This window comes from Mesorhizobium sp. C264A, from assembly GCF_040324515.1.
Taxonomy (GTDB): Bacteria; Pseudomonadota; Alphaproteobacteria; order Rhizobiales; family Rhizobiaceae; genus Mesorhizobium.
This window is the reverse complement of record NZ_JAMYVY010000002.1, coordinates 1283839-1304910: the sequence shown is the minus strand read 5'-3', so window position 1 is coordinate 1304910 and position 21072 is coordinate 1283839. Positions and strand designations below refer to the sequence as shown.

Genomic DNA, 21072 nt, shown 5'->3' with positions numbered 1-21072 from the left:
TCCAGATTCTTGATCGTTTCGGTAACGGATCGGCTTTGTTTATCGACCCTGCCTAATCAAGCAGCGCGCAATTTGCGCTCGCGGCGGATCACTTCGGACGCCAGCTGCAGATAGGCCTGGCTGCCCGAGCATTTCAGGTCATAGAGGATTGCCGGCTTGCCATAGGAGGGCGCCTCGGACACTCGCACATTCCTAGGAATGATGGTCTCGTAGACCTTGTCGCCCATATGTGCCCGCACGTCCTGCACCACCTGGTTGGCGAGGTTGTTGCGGCCGTCATACATGGTCAGCACGATGCCCTGGATGATCAAGTCCGGATTGATCGAACGGCGCACCTGCTCCACCGTTTCCAGGAGTTGGCTTAGCCCTTCCAGCGCGAAGAACTCGCACTGCAGCGGCACAAGAACAGAATCGGCTGCCGCCATTGAATTCAAAGTCAAAAGGTTGAGCGAGGGCGGGCAGTCGATCAGCACATAGCCGAACGGCGCACCGCGCTCGGTGGCGGCGCGCAGCGCGTTGCGCAGCTTAAGCACGCGATCCGGCGCCGAGGCGATTTCCATCTCGATGCCGAGCAGATCGAGCGTCGACGGCACGATCGACAGGCCGGGCACCGCCGTTGGAATGGCGGCCTCTTCCAGGCCGAGTTCGCCGGTCAGCACATCGTAGGAGGAGACGGTGCGGTCCTTGCGGTCGATACCGAGACCCGTCGAGGCATTGCCTTGCGGGTCGAGATCGACGATCAGCACCTTTTCGCCGATCGCGGCCAGCGCCGTGGCCAGATTGATGGCGGTGGTAGTCTTGCCGACGCCGCCCTTCTGGTTGGCGACGGTGATGATGCGAGGTCCGGTTTTCATGGGTCCGTGCCAGGTATTCATGTGGGCCAGGTATTCATTGCGTCGCCAAGGTTGCGAAGGAGAGCTTACGCCGTCCGCAGATCGGTCACTTCGAGGATGACGCCATGGGCGTCGGTCATGCTCGGATGTTCTACCAGATCGAAAGCCCAGCGGTGAGTGCTTTCTTCCACCTCGGAGCGGTAATCCCGGCCTTTGTGGAACAGCGCCCGCGATCCCTTGGTCAACCACGGCGCCGACAGATCGAGCAGCGCCGGCAGCGGGGCAAGCGCCCGCGCCGTGATGATTTCCGGTGCGGAAACAAGCGCATAGCTGTCGTCGATGCGCCGGGCGACGACCCGTGCCGGCAAACCGAACTGGCCAATGACCGCCTGCAAAAACGATGCTTTCTTGCGGTTGCTCTCGACCAGATCGATCGACGCGCCGTCACGCTCGCCCAGCAGGAAGGCCATTACCAGGCCCGGAAAACCGCCGCCCGAACCGAGATCGGCCCAGCGTTTGGCCTGGGGGGCGATTCGGGCCAGCTGCGCGCTGTCCAGAATATGGCGGCCCCAGACATCGTCCAGCGTCGACGGCGCGGCCAGATTGATGCTGCGGTTCCATTTCAGGAACAACTGTTCGAACGTCACCAACCGATCGAATGTTTCACGTGAAACCGGTCCCGCGGCCTCTTGCAGGCTCGCCCATGAGGCAGCGCTCACGCAACGGCCCTTTGGGCGGCCGATTCGGCGTTGCGGACGTGCGCGACGATGATGGCCAGCGCCGCCGGCGTCATGCCTTCCATACGCTGCGCGTCAGCGATCGACCGGGGCTGACGCGTTAGCATCTTCTGCTTCAGCTCATTGGACAGGCCAGGAACATCGGCGAAATCCACCGACGCCGGGATCAGCCGGCTTTCCTCGCGGCGGATCTGTCCGACATCCGCCTGCTGGCGATCAAGGTAAACCGAATATTTCGCTTCCGTTTCGAGCCGCTCAGCGGTTTTGACGTCGATTGCGCCAAAGGCCGGCGCAACACGGGCCAGCCAGGCTATATCGACGCCGGGATGAGCGAGCAATTCATAAGCGGAGCGGCGCACGCCGTCCCTGTTGATCTCCAGCCCATGCCGCGCCGCTTCGTTGGGCGTCATCGTCGTCGCAACTGCGAGTTCGCGCGCCCTATCAAGATCCTGTGTGACTTGATTGAACCGCTGCATCCGCTCCGGCGACACGATACCAAGCCGATTTGCCAGAGGCGTAAGCCTTTCATCGGCATTGTCGGCGCGCAGCGATAGGCGAAACTCCGCCCGCGAAGTGAACATGCGGTAGGGCTCGGCAATGCCGCGGCTGGTGAGGTCGTCCACCATCACACCGATGTAGGCTTCGGTGCGGCTGAGCACGATTTGGTCGTCGGCCGCCGCCTTGCGCGCGGCGTTGAGCCCGGCGAGCAGGCCCTGCGCTCCGGCTTCTTCATAACCGGTGGTGCCGTTGATCTGACCGGCTAGGAAAAGCCCCGCAATACGTTTGGCCTCAAGCGTCGGCTCCAACTCGCGCGGATCGACATGGTCGTATTCGATGGCGTAGCCGGGCTGCAGCATGGTCGCCCGCAATAGCCCGGGTATAGTTTTGAGAATGTCGAGTTGCACATCCTCGGGCAGGGAGGTCGAAATGCCATTGGGGTAGACCGTGTCGTCGTCCAACCCTTCCGGCTCGAGGAAAATCTGGTGGCCTTCGCGATCGCCGAACTTGACGATCTTGTCTTCGATCGACGGGCAATAGCGTGGTCCGACCCCCTCTATCGAGCCGGAATACATGGCGGAGCGGCCGAGATTGGCGCGGATCAGCTCGTGCGTCGCCGGTGTCGTACGCGTGATGCCGCAATGGATTTGCGGATTCTTGATTGTGTCGGTGAGCAGCGAGAACGGCACTGGATGTTCGTCGGCCGCCTGGCTTTCCAGCGACGCCCAGTCGATGGTGCGGCCATCGAGCCGCGGCGGCGTGCCGGTCTTCAGCCGTCCAAGCGCGAAACCGGCGCGGCTCATCGTCGCCGACAGGCCAAGGCTCGCCTGCTCGTTCATCCGCCCGGCGACAATCTTCCTGTCGCCAATGTGGATGAGGCCGCGAAGAAAAGTGCCGGTGGTCAGGACGACTGCACCGCACGCCAACCGGCGCCCGTCGGCCAGGAGCACAGCGGCGATCCGTCCTTCTTCGATCTCGAAATCCAAGACTTCGCCTTCGACGACGTCGAGACCGTTCTGCTGCCGAATCGCTTCCTGCATGGCCAGCCGGTAAAGCTTGCGGTCGGCCTGCGTGCGCGGCCCGCGCACGGCAGGGCCTTTGCGGCGATTAAGCAGGCGGAATTGGATGCCGGCAGCATCGGCGATGCGGCCCATCAGCCCGTCCATGGCGTCGATCTCACGCACCAGATGGCCCTTCCCGAGGCCGCCGATCGCCGGATTGCAGGACATGACACCGATCGTGTCGAAGCGCAGCGTGATCAGCGCGGTCCTGGCACCGGCGCGCGCGGCAGCGCTCGCAGCCTCGCACCCGGCATGGCCACCGCCCACCACAACCACATCATAGTGATCGATCATTGTCCCTTCCAGATTCAGAGATTTCCCGACACATGTCCCCACGAGAGGACGCTGTCAAGGATTGCAGGTTGATTCGTTCACGGGGAACGGAGTGCTGAAAGCCGCAGAGTGTTTCACGTGAGTCAGGGAAGCGGCGACAATTACCTCGGCTGGCGCTGCCCCTCATCTGCCTGCCGGCATCTTCTCCCGGTGAACAAGGAGGAGCTCAAGCGCTGGCGCGCTTCGGCGAAATCCCGGATAACAGTATCTTTCTCCCCGTCACTGCACGTGAGAAATGCCCGGGAGGACAATGAGGGGCGGGGCCGGCCTTCGGCACTTGCCGTTTTGCCAAACTCCTCATTTCACGTGAAACACGCACTAGGGCGGCCCCCTGTGTTTCACGTGAGTCACTCACACGGCGCGCCCCCCTGTTTCACGTGAGTCACTTTCCAATGCAAAACTGCGAAAAGATTACGTCCAGCAGGTCCTCGACATCCACCGCGCCGACAATCCGGCCGAGCCGGTCCGCCGCAAGACGCAGCTCCTCCGCCCGCAGCTCCTGGCCGCGCTCTTGCCCCGACAAAGCCGAGATCAGAAAGCGCCTGGTCTCATTGAGCAGCTCCACATGCCGCAACCGAGACGGCAGGATGTCACCGGCATCGCCGATAGCAGCCGCGGCGCGCCTGCCGATCTCGGCCAGGAGTTCAGCCAACCCAGTGCCGTCCACCGTCGAGATCAACGCATCATACGCCTCCAATCGCGGCGAACCTTTCAAGAGATCGACCTTGGTGCCGATTCTCAAAGCCGGGGCGTCAACAGGCATGTTGCCGATCGCAGTAGGGTCCGCCAGATCTTCCAGCAACAGCACCAGGTCAGCCGTGTGCGCCTTGGCCCGCGCCTTTTCGATACCGATCGCTTCGATCTTGCCGGGCGACTCGCGCAGGCCCGCGGTGTCGGTTACCCTGACCCGCACTCCGTGGAGATCCAGCACCACTTCGAGCAAGTCCCGCGTCGTGCCGGGCTCGTCGGTAACAATCGCCGCCTCACGCCTGGCCAGCGCGTTGAACAGGCTGGATTTGCCGGCGTTCGGTGCACCGAGGATGACAACCTCAAACCCGTCACGGATGATCTCGGCGGCATGGAAGCCATCGACATGCCGGCCGATCTCGCCCACCATTGCGCGCACATCGGACCAAACCGTGTCCGAAACCGAACCGGGCACGTCGTCTTCGTCGGCGAAGTCGATTTCCGCCTCGATCATCGCCCGTGCATGGATCAGCCGACGGCGCCAGCCAAGATAGAGTTCGCTTTGCACTCCTTCGGCATTCTGCACGGCAAAGCGCCGCTGCGCTTCGGTTTCGGCGTTGACCAGATCGGCCAACGCCTCCGTCTCGACCAGATCCAGCTTGCCGTTGAGAAGAGCCCGGCGCGTAAATTCACCAGGTTCCGCATGACGCACGCCGTCAAACCCGGCAATGATCTCCAGCATCTTGCTGGCGACGGCGCGGCCGCCATGGACGTGGAACTCGGCGACATCCTCGCCGGTAAAACTGTTCGGCCCCGGAAAAAACAGCACCAGGCCGTTGTCGATAAGCGACCCGTCCACTGTTCGGAGCTTGCGCAGGGTCGCAACCCGGTCCTTGATCATGCCGTCGGCAACCGTTTCGACAGCGAATCGAGTTCTTGGTCCGGAGATGCGGATGACAGCGATGCCGGCAGGCAGGCGGCCGCTGGACAGCGCAACAATCGAATCGCCTGAAATCATTTGCCCGTCTCACCGGTCGCCTAGCTGTCCGGTCAACAATCCCACAGTATGCGGCCGTCATGAACCGGCTGTTCGTCAATATCAAGGTCGATCGCGAGGAGCGGCCGGACATTACCAAATCTGTATAGCCGCCTTGTCATCCATGTGCGAGCAGGCGGGTCCTAATTCCGACGCCAAGCAGTTCTGGGCGGGCCAGCAAGCCCTACGCAGGCCGCATCGTTAACGCTTGTGCCTGGCCCCGAGCCGTGAAGCTGGATCCTTCGCCCCCGACAGGCAAGCTTCGTTCCGGCTGCGAATCAGAATCCCGACCTGCGTCACGCCGATATTGCCGCCCCGATCGGAACGCATGCGAATCGATCGAACATTGGCCAGTGGCATCCGGCCGCCAACCGGCAGACCGGAGCTATGCACCGGCTATCCTGCCCGTGGCGCCGGATCCGTAGGAACCGAGCCGCTGTTGCGACGGCAGGTCAACCGGTGTTTCCGTCCAACGCCGAAGGAAGCGGCGTCGCATCAATGGATGGCGACCGCGGCCCGAACAGCAAATCCTTGGCCGCGACCACCGCTCCGACCGTGATCAGGATGCAAGCAACAGCCACCGACCAGTGAAACACACCAAAGCCTGCCAGCAGAAGCACGATGACCGAGAAGAGGGGCGCGGCATAGGAGAGGGCGCCGAGGATCATGATGTCCCCGTGCTTGCAGCCATAGTCCCAGGCGTAAAAGCCGGCGCCTAGCGGCATTACGCCCAAGATGACGATGGCGCTCCACTCCGTCGCCGTCTGTGCCCAGACGGTGGTCTCAAGGGTGAGGTGCAGCACCAAGGCGACCGCAGCCGTGATGAAGCAGTAACCGACGACCACATCGGTCGGCACCTTGCCAAAGCGGCGCGATAAAACCGAATAGCCGGCCCAGATGAAAGCGCAGAACAGCGAGATGACATGCCCCTTCATCACACCATTGGCCAGTCCGATCGTGCCGCCCTTGGTGATCACCACAATGGCGCCGGCAAGGCCGAGCATGACGCCGGCAATGTGATGGGCCCTCAGCTTTTCTCCAGGCAGGAAGGCGGCAAAGACGACGATCAGCAACGGCCAGAGATAGGCGATCAGGCTGACCTCGACCGGCGGCGCCGACTGGACGGCGAAGAAATAGGCGCAGTGGTAGATGCACAGCCCCGCTGTGCCGAGCGCCCAGACCTGCCACGGCTGGCGCAGCGACTTGATCGCCGCCGGACGGACAAGCCAGCTCGACGCGCCGACCAACCCGCCAAGCAGAAACGTCATCGCCGCCAGCTGAAAGGGCGGAATCGGTCCCGCCGCCGTCGAAAGCAGCGCCAGGAAGGACCATGTCAGGATGGCCGAGAAGCCGATCAGGGTCGGGATTGTTTTCTCCATGCGGCTTCCGATCTTCGAGACGCGATTACTCGCATGACGACAGCTGTGGAAATTGCCGCCCAAGGCCACGCCCTGTCGGAAATGCGACCTGTTTGCCCCCGCAATGAAAAACCCCGTCCCAGTTCCCGGAACGAGGCTTCAATGCGAAACGATGGCCGACGAGAAGCTTACGTGTTCATCGAATCGAAGAAATCGGCGTTGGTCTTGGTCTGCTTCAGCTTGTCGATCAGGAACTCGATCGCATCCGTGGTTCCCATCGGCGCCAGGATGCGGCGCAGGACGAAGATCTTCTGCAGATCCTGCTTGGAGACCAGCAGGTCTTCCTTGCGGGTGCCGGACTTCAAAATGTCCATGGCCGGGTAGATGCGCTTGTCGGCGACCTTGCGGTCGAGCTGGATTTCGCAGTTGCCGGTGCCCTTGAACTCTTCGAAGATGACTTCGTCCATGCGGCTGCCGGTGTCGATCAGCGCGGTGGCGATGATGGTCAGCGAGCCGCCTTCCTCGATGTTGCGGGCCGCGCCGAAGAAGCGCTTTGGCCGCTGCAGCGCGTTGGCGTCGACACCGCCGGTCAGCACCTTGCCGGAGGACGGCACGACGGTGTTGTAGGCACGGCCGAGGCGGGTGATCGAATCGAGCAGAATAACGACGTCGCGGCCATGCTCGACCAGGCGCTTGGCCTTTTCGATGACCATTTCGGCGACCTGGACGTGGCGCACCGCCGGTTCGTCAAAGGTCGAGGACACGACCTCGCCCTTCACCGAACGCTGCATGTCGGTCACTTCTTCTGGCCGTTCGTCGATCAGAAGTACGATCAGATAGCATTCCGGATGATTGGCCGTGATCGAGTGGGCAATATTCTGCATCAGCACCGTTTTGCCGGTACGCGGCTGCGCGTTGATGAGCGCGCGCTGTCCCTTGCCGATCGGCGCCACCAGGTCGATCACGCGCGACGAGATGTCCTTGCCGGTCGGATTGTCGATCTCCATCTTCAGCCGCTTGGTCGGATAGAGCGGCGTCAGATTGTCGAAATGGATCTTGTGACGGATCTTTTCGGGATCGTCGAAATTGATCGTGTTGACCTTGAGAAGGGCGAAATAGCGCTCGCCCTCTTTTGGGCTGCGGATCGGCCCTTCGACGGTATCGCCGGTCTTCAAGGAGAAGCGGCGGATCTGCGACGGCGAGATGTAGATATCGTCGGGACCGGGCAGATAATTGGCGTTGGCTGAGCGCAGGAAGCCGAAACCGTCCTGCAGCAACTCGACCACGCCATCGCCGATGATCTCGACGTCCTGGGCGGCCAGTTTCTTCAGGATGGCAAACATCAGTTCCTGCTTGCGCATGACGCTGGCGTTTTCCACTTCGAGCGATTCGGCATAGGCGATCAGCTCTGGCGGCTTCTTGTTCTTGAACTCTGCGAGTTTCATTTCTTGCATAGACGGACTCTGAATCTGCTTTGGGGAAAATATATCGGCTGGATGCGATAAATGCCGGGCGCGGCCGAAAGCAATCAAGGGCGGCGCATGACGGGAAGGAAGACCCGTCTTTTATCGTCGGTCGGGGGAAAGAGCAAGCTGCGTTTGTCGACCGAAATGGGCCTAGAACGGCTTGACGACAACCAGGATGACGATGGCGATCATCAGCAATGTGGGGATCTCGTTGGCGATTCGCCAGTGCCGCGCCGGTTTTTCATTGCGGTCCTCGGCGAATTTTCTGACAGCACCGGCCAGATAGCCATGCACGCCCGACAGCAACAGCACCAAGCCTATCTTGGCGTGCAGCCAGCCGCCGTGAAAGCCAAACACTTTCCAGGCAAGCCAAAGCCCGAACACCCAGGTGACGATCATCGCCGGATTGATGATGCCGCGCAGCAGACGCCGCTCCATCACCTTGAAGGTCTCCGATTGGACGGACCCCTTCTCTGTGTCGGCGTGGTAGACCAGCAATCGCGGCAGATAGAGCATGCCGGCCATCCAGGAGATGACGGCCAGGATATGGATTGCCTTCGCCCAGGGATAGAAACCCTCAGGCGCAAAGAAAAACAAAAGTGCGGCGAGAACAACCAGCACTCCGATGCCGATGGTCATCCGCATCATCGCCCCACGAGTGCCGTTGCCGCGCGTATTATCCGATTGAGCCATCAGCGTGTCGCGCTCCGCACCTGCTTCACCATCGCCTCGACATGTGCCACCGGCGTCTCCGGCGTGATGCCATGGCCGAGATTGAAGATCAGCGGTCCGTCGCCCAGCGCCTTGAGGATCGCATCGACGCCGTCCGACAGGGCTTTGCCGCCGGCCACGAGCCGCAAGGGATCGAGGTTGCCCTGGACCGCACCCGAGCGCTGCAGTTCGTTCGCCGCCGCCAGGGGTACGGTCCAGTCGATCCCCAGCCCCGTGACACCGGTCTTCTCACGATAGGTCTCGTAGCGGGCGCCGGCGCCCTTGGGAAAGCCTATGATCGGAACATGGCGATGAACCGCACGAACCTGGCCGACGATCTCCGCCACCGGTTGCACGCAGAACTGCTCGAAAGACGCATCATCAAGCACGCCGGACCAGGAATCGAAAATCTGCACCACGTCGGCACCGGCTTCGATCTGGCGGATCAAATAGGCCGCGGAGTGATCGGCGAGCACTTTCAGGAGATGCTTGAAGGCCGTCGGTTCGCGATAGGCAAACAGCCGCGCTGGCGCCTGGTCGGGTGTGCCGTGGCCGGCGATCATGTAGGTCGCCACCGTCCACGGCGCGCCGCAGAAGCCGATCAGCGTGGTCTCGTCAGGCAATCTTGCCCGCAGCCGGCGAACCGTCTCGTAGACCGGTTCGAGATTCACGTGAAACGTTTCACTGTTGAGAGCCGAAATCTCAGCTGCAGTGATTGGCGTCAGCAGCGGCCCGCGGCCCTCCTCGAAGCGGACATCGCGTCCCAGCGCATGCGGCACGACCAGAATGTCCGAGAACAGGATCGAGGCATCGAAGCCGAAGCGCTCGATCGGCTGCAGCGTCACTTCGACAGCCAGATCAGGATTGTAGCAAAGATCGAGAAAGGACCCGGCGCGCTTTCTGGTCTCGCGGTACTCCGGCAGATAGCGCCCGGCCTGGCGCATCATCCAGAGCGGCGGCGGAAACACTGCCTCGCCTCTCAGCACGTCCAGCACGATGCGGTTCTCGGGCATTGAGCGCTCTCTTCCCTGCCTTCTCTAAAATTAAATAGTCTATTTCTAGAATCTTCTGATTCTAAGAGTCTGTTGGTATCGGTGGTTGTCACCTGTCCCGCTTTGCCCTGGAAAAGGCCAGCCAGCATTTTGTCGCGTGTTTCTTCCGCCGGATTGGCAAAGAGTGTGGATGACCAGGATTCCATCACTGGAGTCAATGGTTTGACGTAGCCGCTGAAAAACCGCCTCTGTGGATGAAGCGCTGGCAAAAACGCCCGTCCCCAGATTTGTCCCCAACCGCACAGTGAAGCTGACAGCGCATCGAATTGTGGACAACTGGCCTTCTGATACAGTCGCCTCCAGCCGGTCGCCTTTGCGGCCCCGGTTTATCCACACAAGCCCACAGCCTGAGGCGCCCCCTGTGAACAAACCCCAGAGCTTCTTTCACCTGCACCTGATTTCCGACGCCACCGGCGAGACGCTGCTGGCGGCCGGCCGAGCCGCCTCGGCGCAATACAAGGATGCGCGCGCCATCGAGCATATCTATCCGCTCATCCGCACCGAAAAGCAGGTGGCGAAAGTCTTCGAGGACATAGAAGAGGAACCGGGCATCATCCTCTACACCGTCGTCGACCAGAAGCTGGCGCGCGGTATTGACGAGCGCTGCGCCGCCATGGGGCTGCCCTGCGTTTCGGTGCTGGAGCCGGTCCTCACCGTGTTCCAGTCCTATCTCGGCACGCCGGCCGGCCGCCGCGTCGGCGCCCAGCATGTGCTCGATGCCGATTATTTCCACCGTATCGACGCACTCAATTTTACGATGGAGCATGATGACGGGCAGCTGCCGCTCAACATGGACGACGCCGATGTCGTGCTGATCGGCATTTCCAGGACATCGAAGACGCCGACCAGCATCTATCTCGCCAACCGCGGCATCAAGACCGCCAACATCCCGATCGTGCTCGGCGTGCCGGTGCCCGAAAGCCTGGCCGCTGCTACCAAGCCGCTGATCGTCGGGCTGATCGCCACCGCCGAACGCATCTCGCATGTCCGGCAGAACCGCGTGCTCGGCAACAGCAGCACCTACGAAGCGACCGATTATGTCGACCGTGCCTCGATCGCCGAAGAGCTCGCCTATGCCCGCCAGATCTGCACCCGCCACAATTGGCCGATGATAGACGTCAGCCGCCGTTCGATCGAAGAGACCGCGGCAGCCATTGTTGCCCTGCGGGGGAAGAATAGATGATGGGATGGCAACGCGACCTCCTGCCCCAATCAACCACTATCGACCAGGCCCAGAACCCATGACCGAAAAAATCATCCTCGCCTCCGGCAGCCCGTTCCGCAAAGCAATGCTCATCAATGCCGGGCTCGGCATCGAAGCGGTGCCTGCCGATGTCGACGAGCGTGCGCTCGAGGCGCCGTTGCAGGACAGCGGTGTGTCGCCGGAAGATGTCGCCCTGATACTCGCCGAAGCCAAGGCGACCGAGGTCAGCGAACGCAGACCGGGCGCCCTGGTGCTCGGCTGCGACCAGACTTTGTCACTGGGAGATGAAGTGTTCCACAAGCCGGCCGACATGGAAGGCGCCCGCCGCCATCTGCTGGCGCTGTCGGGCAAGACGCATCAGCTGAACAGCGCCGCCGTGCTCTGCCGCAACGGCAAGGTGCTGTGGCGTCACGTCGGCATCGCCAGCCTTACCATGCGCAAGCTCGATCCGGCCTTCGTCGGCCGGCACCTGGCCCGCGTCGGCGCCAAGGCGTTGTCGAGCGTCGGCGCCTACCAGATCGAGGGCGAAGGCATCCAGCTGTTCGAAAAGATCGAAGGCGATTATTTCACCATTGTCGGCCTGCCGCTGTTACCGGTGCTGGCGGAATTGCGTGCGCTCGGAGCCATCGATGGTTGAGAAAAAAGCTTTCGTCACCGGCCATCCGATCGCGCATTCGCGCTCGCCGAAGATCCACGGCTATTGGCTGAATACATACGGCATCGACGGCAGCTACCGTGCGATCGATGTCGCGCCGGCCGATTTTCCCGAGTTCCTCTCGTCGCTCGAGGCCAATGGCTATCAAGGCGGCAACGTCACCATCCCGCACAAGGAAGCCGCCTTCGCCCAGGTCGAACGCCGCGACGAGGCGGCGGAGATGATCGGCGCGGTCAACATGCTGTGGCTGGACGACGGCGTGCTGTGGGGCGGCAATTCGGACTGGATCGGCTTTGCCGGCAACCTCGACGAGCATGCCCCGGGCTGGGACAGGAATAGTCCGGCCGTGGTGCTCGGCGCCGGCGGCGCGTCGCGCGCGGTCATCCACGCGCTTAAATCGCGCGGCATCAAAGATATCCGCATCGTCAACCGCACATTGGCGCGGGCGCAGGAACTCGCCGACCGCTTCGGCGCCGGCGTTTCGGCACATGGCGCGGTCGGCGACTTGCTTGGCGATGCCGGCTTGCTGATCAACACCACGGCACTTGGCATGCATGGCGATGCGACGCTGGCCGCCGATCCGGCCGGCCTGCCAGCTCACGCCATTGTCGCAGACATCGTCTATGTGCCGCTGGAAACACCGCTGCTTGCCGCTGCCCGCGCGAGAAATTTGAAGACGGTCGACGGGCTCGGCATGCTGTTGCACCAGGCTGTGCCCGGTTTCGAACGCTGGTTCGGCAAGATGCCGCAGGTCACGCCTGAGTTGCGACAGATGATCGTCGCCGACATCCTCGCCAAATGATGGGTCGCAAATGATGGGCGCCAAATGATGATCGTGCTTGGCCTCACCGGGTCGATCGGCATGGGCAAGTCGACGACGGCGAAAATGTTCGTCGACGCCGGCGTGCCGGTGCATGATTCCGACGAGACCGTACATCGCCTCTATGCCGGCAAGGCAGCACCTCTCGTCGAGGCGGCCTTTCCGGGCACCGTGATTGCCGGTTCGGTCGACCGCACCGAGTTGGCGCGCCGCGTGCTCGGCAACGCTGCTGCGCTGAAGACATTGGAGGCGATCGTCCATCCGCTGGTGCGGGCCGATGCCGATGCCTTTCTGGCAAGGCACCGCGCCGCCGGCGCGCCGCTCGTCGTGCTCGACATTCCGCTGCTGTTCGAAACCGGCGGCCGCAACCGTGTCGACAAGGTCATCGTCGTCACCGCGCCGGCCGATATCCAGCGCGCCCGCGTGCTGGCGCGTCCTGACTTGAGCGAGGAAAAGCTGGCGGCCATCCTGGCCAAGCAGGTGCCCGATGCCGAAAAACGCCGGCAGGCCGATTTCGTCATCGACACCGGTGAAGGCATGGACGCCGCCCGCACCGCGGTCGGCGCGATCATTGCCGAGCTCTCAGGACGCTGAGCTCGCCTGCTAACTCCTGGGGGATAAGTCGCGCCCATCAGGCCCCTGACGGCAGGCTGTCGGCATTACCCATTGCCATTTTGTTCCGCTCCATGATTCTACTCCTCCAGGAGTAGGTTGATTCTATGCGTGAGATCATTTTCGATACCGAAACCACCGGACTCGACATGCGCGACGACCGCATCATCGAGCTTGGCGGCGTCGAGCTGGTCAACCGCTTCCCGACCGGCCGCACCTTCCACAAATTCATCAATCCGCAGGGGCGCGCCGTCCATGTCGAGGCGCAAGCCGTGCACGGCATCAGCGCCGCCGACCTCGTCGGCAAGCCGACCTTTGCCGAAATCGCCGAGGAATGGCTCGCCTTCACCGACGGCGCCAAGCTCGTCGCCCACAACGCCAATTTCGACATCGGCTTCCTCAACACGGAATTCGGGCGGCTCGGCCAGCCGGCCATAGACACCGGGCGCGTCGTCGACACGCTGGCGCTGGCGCGGCGCAAGCATCCGATGGGCCCCAATTCGCTCGACGCGCTCTGCCGCCGCTACGGCATCGACAACGGCCACCGCACCAAGCACGGCGCGCTGCTCGATTCCGAGCTCCTGGCCGAGGTCTACATCGAACTCATCGGCGGCAAGCAGGCCGCACTTGTCCTCGACGCGGTCGTGGTGCAGCTCAACAGCAATGGCGACGTTGCCGACATCGACATCTCGATCGCCGCCAGGCCAATCGCCCTGCCGCCGCGCCTGACCGAGGGCGAGCGAGCGGCGCATGCGGGGCTGGTGGCGACGCTGGGTGAAAAGGCGCTGTGGCTGAAGGTGGCGGCGGGGTGAACGGATCGCGGAGGTAGCGTTCCGTCACACCCCTCTCTGGCCTGCCGGCCATCTCCCCCTCAAGGGGGGAGATCAGCAGCTTCGCCGCTCCAGCCCATTCCTGCAACGTCTAAAGTTGGCGAAGGTCGCGATGAGGGGGAGATGCCTGGCAAGGCAGAGGGGGTGCTGTCCCGCCAGCATCTCAGTATACAAAAAGCCCGGCACGAAGCCGGGCTTTCAACTCATGCGCGTGACGCTTGCCTTCAGCTCACCTTGACCTTCGATGCCGCCTGGTCCTCGGCCAGCTTCTGCTGGAACATCTGGGCAAAATCGATCGGGTCGAGCATCAACGGCGGGAAGCCGCCATTGCGGGTGGCTTCGGCGATGATCTGGCGGGCGAACGGGAACAAAAGCCGCGGGCATTCGATGAACAGGATCGGCAGCATGTGCTCCTGCGGGAAGCCGGCGATGGCGAAGACGCCGCCATAGACCAGTTCGACATTGAACAGCACTTCCTGGTCGAAGGACGCCTTGGCGTTCAAGGTCAGATTGACGTCGAACTGCTTGTCGGAGAGCGGGTTGGCATTGACATTGACGTTGATCGCAATGCCTGGGGCCTTGTCGCGGCCGCGCAGCGAGTTCGGCGCGCCGGGGCTTTCGAAGGACAGGTCCTTCACATACTGGGCAAGCACGTTGAGCGAGGGCTGCGCCGTTTCGCCGTTGCCGTTGGCGGCGCCGACCGGCGCGTCATCTTTGCTGGCCATGAGCCTTGTTCCTTTTGCCTGGACAGCAGCGCTGACCGAATTGAAATCGGGCGTTGGCTAGCATGGTCGGCAAGACAAGACAAGGTTTGCCGCCTTCAGGCCGAAAGGGGTCAATAGTCAGTCGTTGGCAAGGTGACGTTCAGTCGTCCTTCAGGCGGCGCCACGGCGAGTTATGGTCGGGACCGCGCTTGAAATCGTCCTCGCGCGAATAGTCGCGGTCGTCGAGGTCGATGACCTTGTCACGCGACCTGCCGCGAAAACCGCCGGCGGTGAAATCGGTCGCGACGACGATGCGGCCCTTGAGCCTGCGCCAGGCAAGGTCGCGCACCGGCGGCAGGAACAGCAGCAGGCCGACAATATCGGTGATGAAGCCGGGGATGATCAACAGGATCGCGGCGACCACGATCATGGCGCCATGCGCGAGCTGGCGGCTGGGGTCGCCGCCGCCGGCCATCTCGGCGCGGACCCGCGCCATGACGCCAAAACCCTGGTGCCGGAGCAGAAGCACGCCGGCAATGCTTGAAGCCAGCACCAGACCGACCGTCGCCAGCGCCCCGACCTCGCGGCCGACAATGACGAAACCGGCGATTTCCAGCAGCGGCAGCGCAAGCAGGAACAGAGGAAGGAAGGAAATGCGCAAGTCTTGACCGATCGTTTCCATGTTTGCCGGGCGGCGCATAATCGCCGCTGGCACTGAGGCCGTTAGATAGGTATGCCTGCCTTTGATTTGAATGATTGCGCCATGCGTTCTATATGCTTTGCATGTTTAACGCCATGCGACCGCCGCCCGATTGGCTGGCGGTCCCGGCCAGGTCAGGGATTGATTGGCGAAAGATATGGGATTCTTCGACTTCGGCACCATTTTCTTTCTGATTGCGGCGGTGGTGATCTTTTTCCAGCTGCGCAACGTGCTTGGCCGCCGCACGGGCAGCGAGCGCCCGCCCTTCGATCCGTACACGGCCAGCCGCACCGAGAAGGACGCGACCCAGAAGCCCGAAAATGTGGTTTCGCTGCCACGCAAGCGCATGCCGGGCGAGACGGCTGCCGAGACCTATGCGGCCATCGATGCCTTCGCCAAGCCCGACACCGACCTCAACAAGGGCCTGCGCGCGATCAAGGACAATGATCCCTCCTTCGACCCCAAAGTCTTCGTCGACGGCGCCAAGATGGCTTATGAGATGATCGTCATGGCCTATGCCGATGGCGACCGAAAAACGCTGAAGAACCTGTTGTCGCGCGAGGTTTTTGACGGCTTCGTTGCCGCGATTGGCGACCGCGAGGCGAAAGCCGAAAAGATCCAGTCCTCCTTCGTCGGCATCGACAAGGCCGACATCGTCTCGGCCGAGATGAAGGGCGGCGAGGCCCACATCACGCTGCGCATCGTGAGCGAACTGATTTCGGCGACCCGCGACAAGGCGGGTGCCGTCATCGACGGCGATCCCGAGACGGTGGCCGAGGTCAAGGATGTCTGGACCTTCGCCCGCGACACACGCTCGCGCGATCCGAACTGGAAGCTGGTCGCCACCGAGGAAGAAGACTGAGCCTATGCATGTCGCCCGGTGCGGGCAGCTTTTTTGGGATAGCGACATGCAGGCAAACATCGGCAGTGGCGAGGCTGAGGTGTCGCTCTCGCCGCTTTTCGTGGAAAAGTCCTTCGATGATCTTCCCGGTTGGAATTTCGATGACCATCTGCCCGCTTTCGAAGCCTTCCGCCGTTCGGCCTTTCATGTCCTGAACAAGCCCTACCGCACCGGTTCGTTGGGCGTCCGGTTCGACGCGTTTGCCGGCGCTTATGACGAGGCGCGCACCGTTTCGCCGGCGAATCGGTCGGCGGCCAAGGGTTTTTTCGAGCGCCATTTCGCCCCAGTCCAGATTCGATTCGAAAACCCCGGCCTGGTCACCGGCTTCTACGAGCCGGAGGTCGAGGCCTCACCAGTGCGCACGGATGAATTCACGGTGCCGCTGCTGGAGCGGCCTTCCGATCTCGTCGACATCGATGATGCCAACCGTCCTCGAGGGATGGACGACTATCTCGCCTTCGCCCGCGATACGCCGCAGGGCCTGGTGGAGTATTTCGACCGCAGTGAGATCGAGAGAGGCGCGCTGGCCGGCCAAGGCCTGGAAATCGCCTGGCTTGCCGACAAGGTCGACGTCTTCTTCATCCATGTGCAAGGTGCGGCCAGGCTGAAGATGACCGACGGCCGGCTTTGCCGCGTCACCTACGCCGCCAAATCCGGCCAACGTTTCAGCGGTCCGGGGAAGATTCTCGCCGAACTCGGCGAAATCCCACTGGAAAAAGTGACGATGCAGTCTATCCGCGCCTGGTTCAGGGCGCATCCGGATCGCGTCGACGAGATCCTCTGGCAGAACCGCTCCTATATCTTCTTTCGCGAAGCCGATGTCGACGATGCCGCACTCGGTCCTATCGCCGCCGCCAAGGTGCCGTTGACGCCGGGCCGTTCGCTCGCGGTCGACCGGCTGCGGCACACATTCGGTACCCCCTTCTACATCGACGCTCCGTCGCTGACCGCCTTCGACGGAAAACCGTTCCGGCGGCTGATGATTGCGCAGGACACCGGCTCGGCCATCACCGGACCGGCGCGGGGCGATCTGTTCGCCGGCTCCGGCGATGCGGCCGGCGAGATCGCCGGCGTCGTTCGCAATGCGGCCGATTTCTATGCCTTGGTTCCACGCGCTCTCGTTTCGGAATCGAATCGATGAGCAAGCGCCCCGATAAACTCAACGAAGACGACCGGGTGCTGTGGAACCTGGTGGCGCGCACCGCCCGACCGCTGAAGGGCCGGACCGCGGTCGAGATTGCCGACATCGTCGTAGACCCCAAGCCGGCACAGACGCCGGTCGCTGTCGGTCCGGTCCTCGCCGCCAAGCCGAAGGCGCAGCATGTATCGCACGCGCTGGACGAGCCGACATTGGACAAGCTGAAGAAGGGCCGGCTGCCGATCGAAGGCCGCGTCGATCTGCATGGCATGACCCAGGACGAGGCCTATTCGCTGCTGTTTTCGTTCCTGCACCGGGCCCATGCCGGCGGCATCCGCTATGTCCTCGTCATTACGGGAAAAGGGTCGTCGTCGGGCGGCGACGGCGTCTTGCGGCGCGCCGTGCCTGCCTGGCTGTCGACGCCTGCCTTCCGGCCGCTGGTCTCCAGCCACGATCACGCCGCCCGCAACCACGGCGGTTCGGGCGCGCTCTACGTTCGGCTCAGGCGAACCCGCTGATGACGCCGTTCGGCGAAAAACTGCGGGCGCTTCGAGCCGAGCGCGGCTTGCGCCAGAAGGACATGGCGCAGGCGATCGGAGTCAGCGCCGCCTATCTGTCGGCGCTGGAACATGGCCGCCGCGGCGCGCCGACCTGGACGCTGATCCAGAAGATCATCGGCTATTTCAACGTCATCTGGGACGATGCCGAAGAGCTGGCGCGTCTGGCCGAGGCCTCACATCCGCGGGTGAGACTCGATACGTCCGGCCTCAGTCCTGCCGCCACCGAGTTGGCCAATCTCCTGGCCGAGAACATCGAGAAGCTGAGCGAAGCCGAGCTTGCCCGCATCACCGCCTCGATCCGGGCCGCACTGGAGCGGCGTAAGTAGGGCGGCGCCAAGGCCACGAATGCTCATCAATAGCGCCGGCATTTCATCCTGAAGGCGATGCCCGCCGGCCGTTAGCCAGCGGGCATATAGCGAGATTACTTCGCGCCGGCCTGGCCGCCACGGCCGCCAGTGCTGTCATGATCGCCGCCGCGGCCGCCACCCAGGCAGTCCGAGGTGAGATCGCAACAGCGATTGCCCCACTGGTTGTTCTTGGCGCAGCCGGTCTGGTCGGCCATAGCGGATCCGGCCAGGGACGATACCGCGATGGCGGCGAGGAAAGCATTACGCAGGAAAGCAGTCATTTGAAGTCTCCATGGTTGGGTTTCTGTTTACGGCTGTGTGTCGCCGCTGGAGACGGTTTGGTTCACGCAGGTAGCGAAATTTTTTGAGGAGGCGTTTCGAGAGATAAGATTTCGAGGTCAGCGCTGCCCTCATCCGCCGCGCTGCGCCTATTTGGCAACGTTGACGATTGGCGAAATCACCGATGGCAGCATCTTTCTCCCCGTCACTATACGGGGAGAAATGCCCGGCAGGGCAATGAGGGGCAGCGCCGACTTGCGGTTATCTCGTGAAAGTTATTAGCCGCGGGCTTCCGACGAAGCTGTTCGCAGCGACGCGCTCACATGCATCGTCCTTATTTACTGAACCGCGCCGACCAGCACCTGCTGGCCGCCGCGGATCGAGACCCAGCGGCCGGTGTTGTCGATGGCCTGCCGCTTGAGGAAGCGATAGCCGGTGGCGTCCCAGATCTTCACCTTGTCGGTCAGATTGTCGAGGACGTAGTCGCCCTTGTCGGTGCGCACCGTCAGCACGGCATGGCCTTCGCCGTCCGGCTTGCGCACGACGGTGATCAAGAGATCGGCCAGCGACACGCCAGAGCGCGAGAGCTGGCGGCGCTTTTCCAGCACATAGTCTTCGCAGTCGCCGACGCCCTTGTCGGGATAGGCCCAGACCTCGTCCTTGCCATAGATGTCGTAGTCGCTCATCGGCTTGACGGCGGCGTTGACCCTTGACGTCACGTTGATCAGCTTGCGCATGAAGGCGTCGGTCATCGCGGCGGGGTTGAGGTTGCTCGGCCGGATCGAGCATTCGCCGGGCTGGGTTTTACAGAAATCATAGTGGCCGATCGGCTGCGAGGTCATGCCGCCCGTCGCCATGGCGCCGCCTGCAAGTGCCGGCACTGCCCAGCACGCAGAGATCGCCAGCCCTGCTGCCGCCCAGAAGCGCAGCGTCCGTGCCATCGGTGAGGAAGTCATTGTCCCCGTTCGCCCTTGTTCTTAACGAAAGGTTAAAGGGGATTTACACTCCGTGTCAATTATCGGGGGAGCCAGATTCTTCGGCATGGTTACCCGCGCCCGCCCAACAGCGTCTATTGTGCAACAGAACGCCTGTGGCGCGCAAAATCGCCCCGCTTTTGCGGGCAATGCACGCTGCAGCCGGATCGAGCCTCAGCCTTTGGCGGAGCGGACCAGCTTGGGTTTCACCGCTACGCGTGTTTGGCGGCCGTAGCTTGTGATGAAATCGACGATGCGCGGCACGATTTCCGAGCGGAATCTCGACCCGTTGAAGACGCCGTAATGGCCGACGGCCGGCTGCATGTAATGCGCATGCCGGTCAGCCGGGATGTTGGGGCAGAGATCGTGGGCGGCCTGGGTCTGGCCGAGACCGGAAATGTCGTCGTTCTCGCCTTCGACCGTGAACAGCGCGACATTGCGGATCGCCTTGGTGTCGACCACCTCGCCGCGATGCGTCATCTCGCCCTTGGGCAGCGCATGGCGCACGAACACCGTGTCGACGGTCTGCAGATAGAATTCCGCCGTCAGGTCCATCACCGCCAGATATTCGTCGTAGAAATCGCGGTGCTTCTCGGCATTGTCGCCGTCATGCTTGACCAGGTGCATGAAGAAGTCCTTGTGGGCGGTGATGTGCCGGTCGAGGTTCATGCTCATGAAGCCCGACAACTGCAGGAAGCCCGGATAGACTTCGCGGCCGAAGCCCGGCACCGGCCAGGGCGCGTGCATGATGACGTTGTCGCGGAACCAGTCGATGCCCTTTTCCTTGGCCAGAAGATTGACCGCGGTCGGATTGCGGCGGGTGTCGATCGGCCCGCCCATCAACGTCATGGTCGAGGGCACGAAGGGATCGCCGCGCTTTTCCATCAGCGCCACCGCTGCCAGCACCGGCACCGAAGGCTGGCACACCGCCATCACATGGGTGTCCGGCCCCAGCGCATGCAGCATGTCGATGATGTAGTCGATATAATCGTCGAGGTCGAAATGGCCGTCGGTCACCGGCACCATGCGGGCATCGACCCAGTCGGTGATGTGCACGTCGGCATAGGGCAGCATCGCCTCGACCGTGCCGCGCAGCAGCGTCGCATAATGGCCCGACATCGGCGCCACGATGAGAAGCTTGGGGTCGGCCTTGCGCCCGGCGGGCACCGACCGCTCGAAGCGGGTGAGATTGCAGAACGGCCGCGACCACACGGTCTTTTCGCTGACCTCGACGCTTTTCCAGTCGACCACGGTCTTGCTCAGGCCGAAATGCGGCTTGCTGTAGCGGCGCGTCGTGCGCTCGAACAGTTCGGCGGTGGCAGCGACCGAGCGGCCCCACGGCGTATGCGAAAACGGATTGAGCGGGTTGGTGTAGAACAGCCGCACTGCATCGGCATAAAGCCGCGCGGGCTGCAGGGCGGCATGGTTCATTTCGTAGAGCTGGTAGAACATCAGGTACTCCGCAGCTGCCGTGACCGAAGGGACGACGGACAGCGCCGAGCCTTGAATGTCTCGCGCGGAGGTTAACAAGATATTGCTGCGATGCAATACGTCACGTGGCGTGACATATGCCAGT

22 protein-coding genes and 1 pseudogene are annotated in these 21072 nt (G+C 62.6%); 10 read left to right on the top strand and 13 right to left on the bottom strand.

Annotation, left to right across the window (positions count from 1 at the left end; translation table 11 throughout):
• Positions 1-56: 56 nt before the first annotated feature.
• The 4 genes from NKL04_RS25435 to mnmE form a co-directional block, all read right to left on the bottom strand.
• Positions 57-854, bottom strand: a complete 798-nt coding sequence (locus NKL04_RS25435; RefSeq protein WP_023672118.1) for a ParA family protein — start codon at positions 852-854, stop codon at positions 57-59.
• Positions 855-919: 65 nt separating this feature from the next.
• Positions 920-1552: a 16S rRNA (guanine(527)-N(7))-methyltransferase RsmG gene (rsmG, locus tag NKL04_RS25430; protein WP_023702449.1), complete on the bottom strand. Its 633-nt coding sequence runs from the start codon at positions 1550-1552 to the stop codon at positions 920-922.
• Complete coding sequence (gene mnmG, locus NKL04_RS25425; RefSeq protein ID WP_023702448.1) at positions 1549-3423, bottom strand: tRNA uridine-5-carboxymethylaminomethyl(34) synthesis enzyme MnmG; 1875 nt, start codon at positions 3421-3423, stop codon at positions 1549-1551. The genes rsmG and mnmG overlap by 4 nt, the downstream gene beginning before the upstream one ends.
• A 421-nt stretch (positions 3424-3844) precedes the next feature.
• Complete coding sequence (gene mnmE / locus NKL04_RS25420; protein ID WP_023702447.1) at positions 3845-5167, bottom strand: tRNA uridine-5-carboxymethylaminomethyl(34) synthesis GTPase MnmE; 1323 nt, start codon at positions 5165-5167, stop codon at positions 3845-3847.
• A gap of 50 nt (positions 5168-5217) precedes the next feature.
• Between mnmE and NKL04_RS32185 the strand changes: the two are divergent.
• Positions 5218-5360: pseudogene (locus NKL04_RS32185) on the top strand (DUF255 domain-containing protein); the annotation flags it as partial.
• A gap of 277 nt (positions 5361-5637) precedes the next feature.
• Here NKL04_RS32185 and yddG read toward each other — a convergent pair.
• From yddG to hemE, 4 genes are all read right to left on the bottom strand, one after another.
• Positions 5638-6564 (bottom strand): aromatic amino acid exporter YddG, encoded by a 927-nt coding sequence (gene yddG, locus NKL04_RS25410; RefSeq protein ID WP_023702446.1) that lies wholly within the window; start codon positions 6562-6564, stop codon positions 5638-5640.
• Between the two features lie 167 nt (positions 6565-6731).
• Entirely contained in the window at positions 6732-7997 is a 1266-nt protein-coding gene (gene rho / locus NKL04_RS25405) for a transcription termination factor Rho (RefSeq protein WP_023672113.1), read from the bottom strand.
• A 162-nt stretch (positions 7998-8159) separates the two neighbouring features.
• The gene (gene hemJ, locus NKL04_RS25400) at positions 8160-8702 is read right to left on the bottom strand and encodes a protoporphyrinogen oxidase HemJ (RefSeq protein ID WP_023702445.1); all 543 of its coding nucleotides are present in this window, start codon (positions 8700-8702) and stop codon (positions 8160-8162) included.
• Entirely contained in the window at positions 8702-9733 is a 1032-nt protein-coding gene (gene hemE, locus NKL04_RS25395) for a uroporphyrinogen decarboxylase (RefSeq protein ID WP_023702444.1), read from the bottom strand. Before hemE ends, hemJ begins: the two co-directional genes overlap by 1 nt.
• 283 nt (positions 9734-10016) lie before the next feature.
• On the opposite strand from hemE, the gene NKL04_RS25390 reads away from it, so the two are divergent.
• From NKL04_RS25390 to dnaQ, 5 genes are all read left to right on the top strand, one after another.
• On the top strand, positions 10017-10955 hold the full coding sequence (locus tag NKL04_RS25390) for a pyruvate, water dikinase regulatory protein (RefSeq protein ID WP_488505159.1): 939 nt from the start codon (positions 10017-10019) through the stop codon (positions 10953-10955).
• 58 nt (positions 10956-11013) lie between these two features.
• Entirely contained in the window at positions 11014-11613 is a 600-nt protein-coding gene (locus NKL04_RS25385; RefSeq protein WP_023685039.1) for a Maf-like protein, read from the top strand.
• On the top strand, positions 11606-12433 hold the full coding sequence (locus tag NKL04_RS25380; RefSeq protein ID WP_023702443.1) for a shikimate dehydrogenase: 828 nt from the start codon (positions 11606-11608) through the stop codon (positions 12431-12433). The genes NKL04_RS25385 and NKL04_RS25380 overlap by 8 nt, the downstream gene beginning before the upstream one ends.
• A 27-nt stretch (positions 12434-12460) precedes the next feature.
• Positions 12461-13045 carry a dephospho-CoA kinase gene (coaE, locus tag NKL04_RS25375; RefSeq protein ID WP_023702442.1) on the top strand — a complete coding sequence of 195 codons (585 nt, stop codon included), beginning with the start codon at positions 12461-12463 and terminating at the stop codon, positions 13043-13045.
• 125 nt (positions 13046-13170) lie between these two features.
• Positions 13171-13875, top strand: a complete 705-nt coding sequence (gene dnaQ / locus NKL04_RS25370; protein WP_023672106.1) for a DNA polymerase III subunit epsilon — start codon at positions 13171-13173, stop codon at positions 13873-13875.
• 242 nt (positions 13876-14117) lie between these two features.
• On the opposite strand, the gene secB is transcribed toward dnaQ, so the two are convergent.
• Positions 14118-14618: a protein-export chaperone SecB gene (gene secB / locus NKL04_RS25365; protein ID WP_023672105.1), complete on the bottom strand. Its 501-nt coding sequence runs from the start codon at positions 14616-14618 to the stop codon at positions 14118-14120.
• Between the two features lie 139 nt (positions 14619-14757).
• The gene (locus NKL04_RS25360; protein WP_023687591.1) at positions 14758-15258 is read right to left on the bottom strand and encodes an FxsA family protein; all 501 of its coding nucleotides are present in this window, start codon (positions 15256-15258) and stop codon (positions 14758-14760) included.
• Positions 15259-15454: 196 nt separating this feature from the next.
• Here NKL04_RS25360 and NKL04_RS25355 point away from each other — a divergent pair, with 196 nt between their 5' ends.
• The 4 genes from NKL04_RS25355 to NKL04_RS25340 all read left to right on the top strand — a co-directional run bounded on the left by NKL04_RS25355 (position 15455) and on the right by NKL04_RS25340 (position 18222).
• Positions 15455-16159, top strand: a complete 705-nt coding sequence (locus NKL04_RS25355; protein WP_023672103.1) for a Tim44/TimA family putative adaptor protein — start codon at positions 15455-15457, stop codon at positions 16157-16159.
• 79 nt (positions 16160-16238) lie between these two features.
• Positions 16239-17339: a murein transglycosylase A gene (gene mltA, locus NKL04_RS25350; RefSeq protein ID WP_023702441.1), complete on the top strand. Its 1101-nt coding sequence runs from the start codon at positions 16239-16241 to the stop codon at positions 17337-17339.
• A complete protein-coding gene (locus NKL04_RS25345; protein ID WP_023702440.1) occupies positions 17336-17854 on the top strand; it encodes a Smr/MutS family protein in 519 nt (172 codons plus the stop codon). The genes mltA and NKL04_RS25345 overlap by 4 nt, the downstream gene beginning before the upstream one ends.
• Positions 17854-18222, top strand: a complete 369-nt coding sequence (locus tag NKL04_RS25340; RefSeq protein WP_023686054.1) for a helix-turn-helix domain-containing protein — start codon at positions 17854-17856, stop codon at positions 18220-18222. The genes NKL04_RS25345 and NKL04_RS25340 overlap by 1 nt, the downstream gene beginning before the upstream one ends.
• Before the next feature lie 95 nt (positions 18223-18317).
• Here the strand turns inward: NKL04_RS25340 and NKL04_RS25335 are convergent, their stop codons facing one another.
• The 3 genes from NKL04_RS25335 to NKL04_RS25325 form a co-directional block, all read right to left on the bottom strand.
• Positions 18318-18524: a hypothetical protein gene (locus NKL04_RS25335; RefSeq protein WP_023672099.1), complete on the bottom strand. Its 207-nt coding sequence runs from the start codon at positions 18522-18524 to the stop codon at positions 18318-18320.
• Positions 18525-18860: 336 nt separating this feature from the next.
• Positions 18861-19478, bottom strand: coding sequence for a transglutaminase-like cysteine peptidase (locus tag NKL04_RS25330; RefSeq protein ID WP_023702439.1), 618 nt, complete (start codon positions 19476-19478; stop codon positions 18861-18863).
• A 192-nt stretch (positions 19479-19670) separates the two neighbouring features.
• Entirely contained in the window at positions 19671-20948 is a 1278-nt protein-coding gene (locus NKL04_RS25325; RefSeq protein WP_023687587.1) for a polyhydroxyalkanoate depolymerase, read from the bottom strand.
• Between the last annotated feature and the right edge of the window lie 124 nt (positions 20949-21072).

Coding starts and splice junctions, on each gene's coding strand:
- NKL04_RS25435 (WP_023672118.1), bottom strand. CDS start 854: ATGAAAACCGGACCTCGCATCATCACCGTCGCCAACCAGAAGGGCGGC.
- mnmG (WP_023702448.1), bottom strand. CDS start 3,423: ATGATCGATCACTATGATGTGGTTGTGGTGGGCGGTGGCCATGCCGGG.
- mnmE (WP_023702447.1), bottom strand. CDS start 5,167: ATGATTTCAGGCGATTCGATTGTTGCGCTGTCCAGCGGCCGCCTGCCT.
- yddG (WP_023702446.1), bottom strand. CDS start 6,564: ATGGAGAAAACAATCCCGACCCTGATCGGCTTCTCGGCCATCCTGACA.
- rho (WP_023672113.1), bottom strand. CDS start 7,997: ATGCAAGAAATGAAACTCGCAGAGTTCAAGAACAAGAAGCCGCCAGAG.
- hemJ (WP_023702445.1), bottom strand. CDS start 8,702: ATGGCTCAATCGGATAATACGCGCGGCAACGGCACTCGTGGGGCGATG.
- hemE (WP_023702444.1), bottom strand. CDS start 9,733: ATGCCCGAGAACCGCATCGTGCTGGACGTGCTGAGAGGCGAGGCAGTG.
- NKL04_RS25385 (WP_023685039.1), top strand. CDS start 11,014: ATGACCGAAAAAATCATCCTCGCCTCCGGCAGCCCGTTCCGCAAAGCA.
- NKL04_RS25380 (WP_023702443.1), top strand. CDS start 11,606: ATGGTTGAGAAAAAAGCTTTCGTCACCGGCCATCCGATCGCGCATTCG.
- coaE (WP_023702442.1), top strand. CDS start 12,461: ATGATCGTGCTTGGCCTCACCGGGTCGATCGGCATGGGCAAGTCGACG.
- dnaQ (WP_023672106.1), top strand. CDS start 13,171: ATGCGTGAGATCATTTTCGATACCGAAACCACCGGACTCGACATGCGC.
- secB (WP_023672105.1), bottom strand. CDS start 14,618: ATGGCCAGCAAAGATGACGCGCCGGTCGGCGCCGCCAACGGCAACGGC.
- NKL04_RS25355 (WP_023672103.1), top strand. CDS start 15,455: ATGGGATTCTTCGACTTCGGCACCATTTTCTTTCTGATTGCGGCGGTG.
- NKL04_RS25345 (WP_023702440.1), top strand. CDS start 17,336: ATGAGCAAGCGCCCCGATAAACTCAACGAAGACGACCGGGTGCTGTGG.
- NKL04_RS25340 (WP_023686054.1), top strand. CDS start 17,854: ATGACGCCGTTCGGCGAAAAACTGCGGGCGCTTCGAGCCGAGCGCGGC.
- NKL04_RS25335 (WP_023672099.1), bottom strand. CDS start 18,524: ATGACTGCTTTCCTGCGTAATGCTTTCCTCGCCGCCATCGCGGTATCG.
- NKL04_RS25330 (WP_023702439.1), bottom strand. CDS start 19,478: ATGACTTCCTCACCGATGGCACGGACGCTGCGCTTCTGGGCGGCAGCA.
- NKL04_RS25325 (WP_023687587.1), bottom strand. CDS start 20,948: ATGTTCTACCAGCTCTACGAAATGAACCATGCCGCCCTGCAGCCCGCG.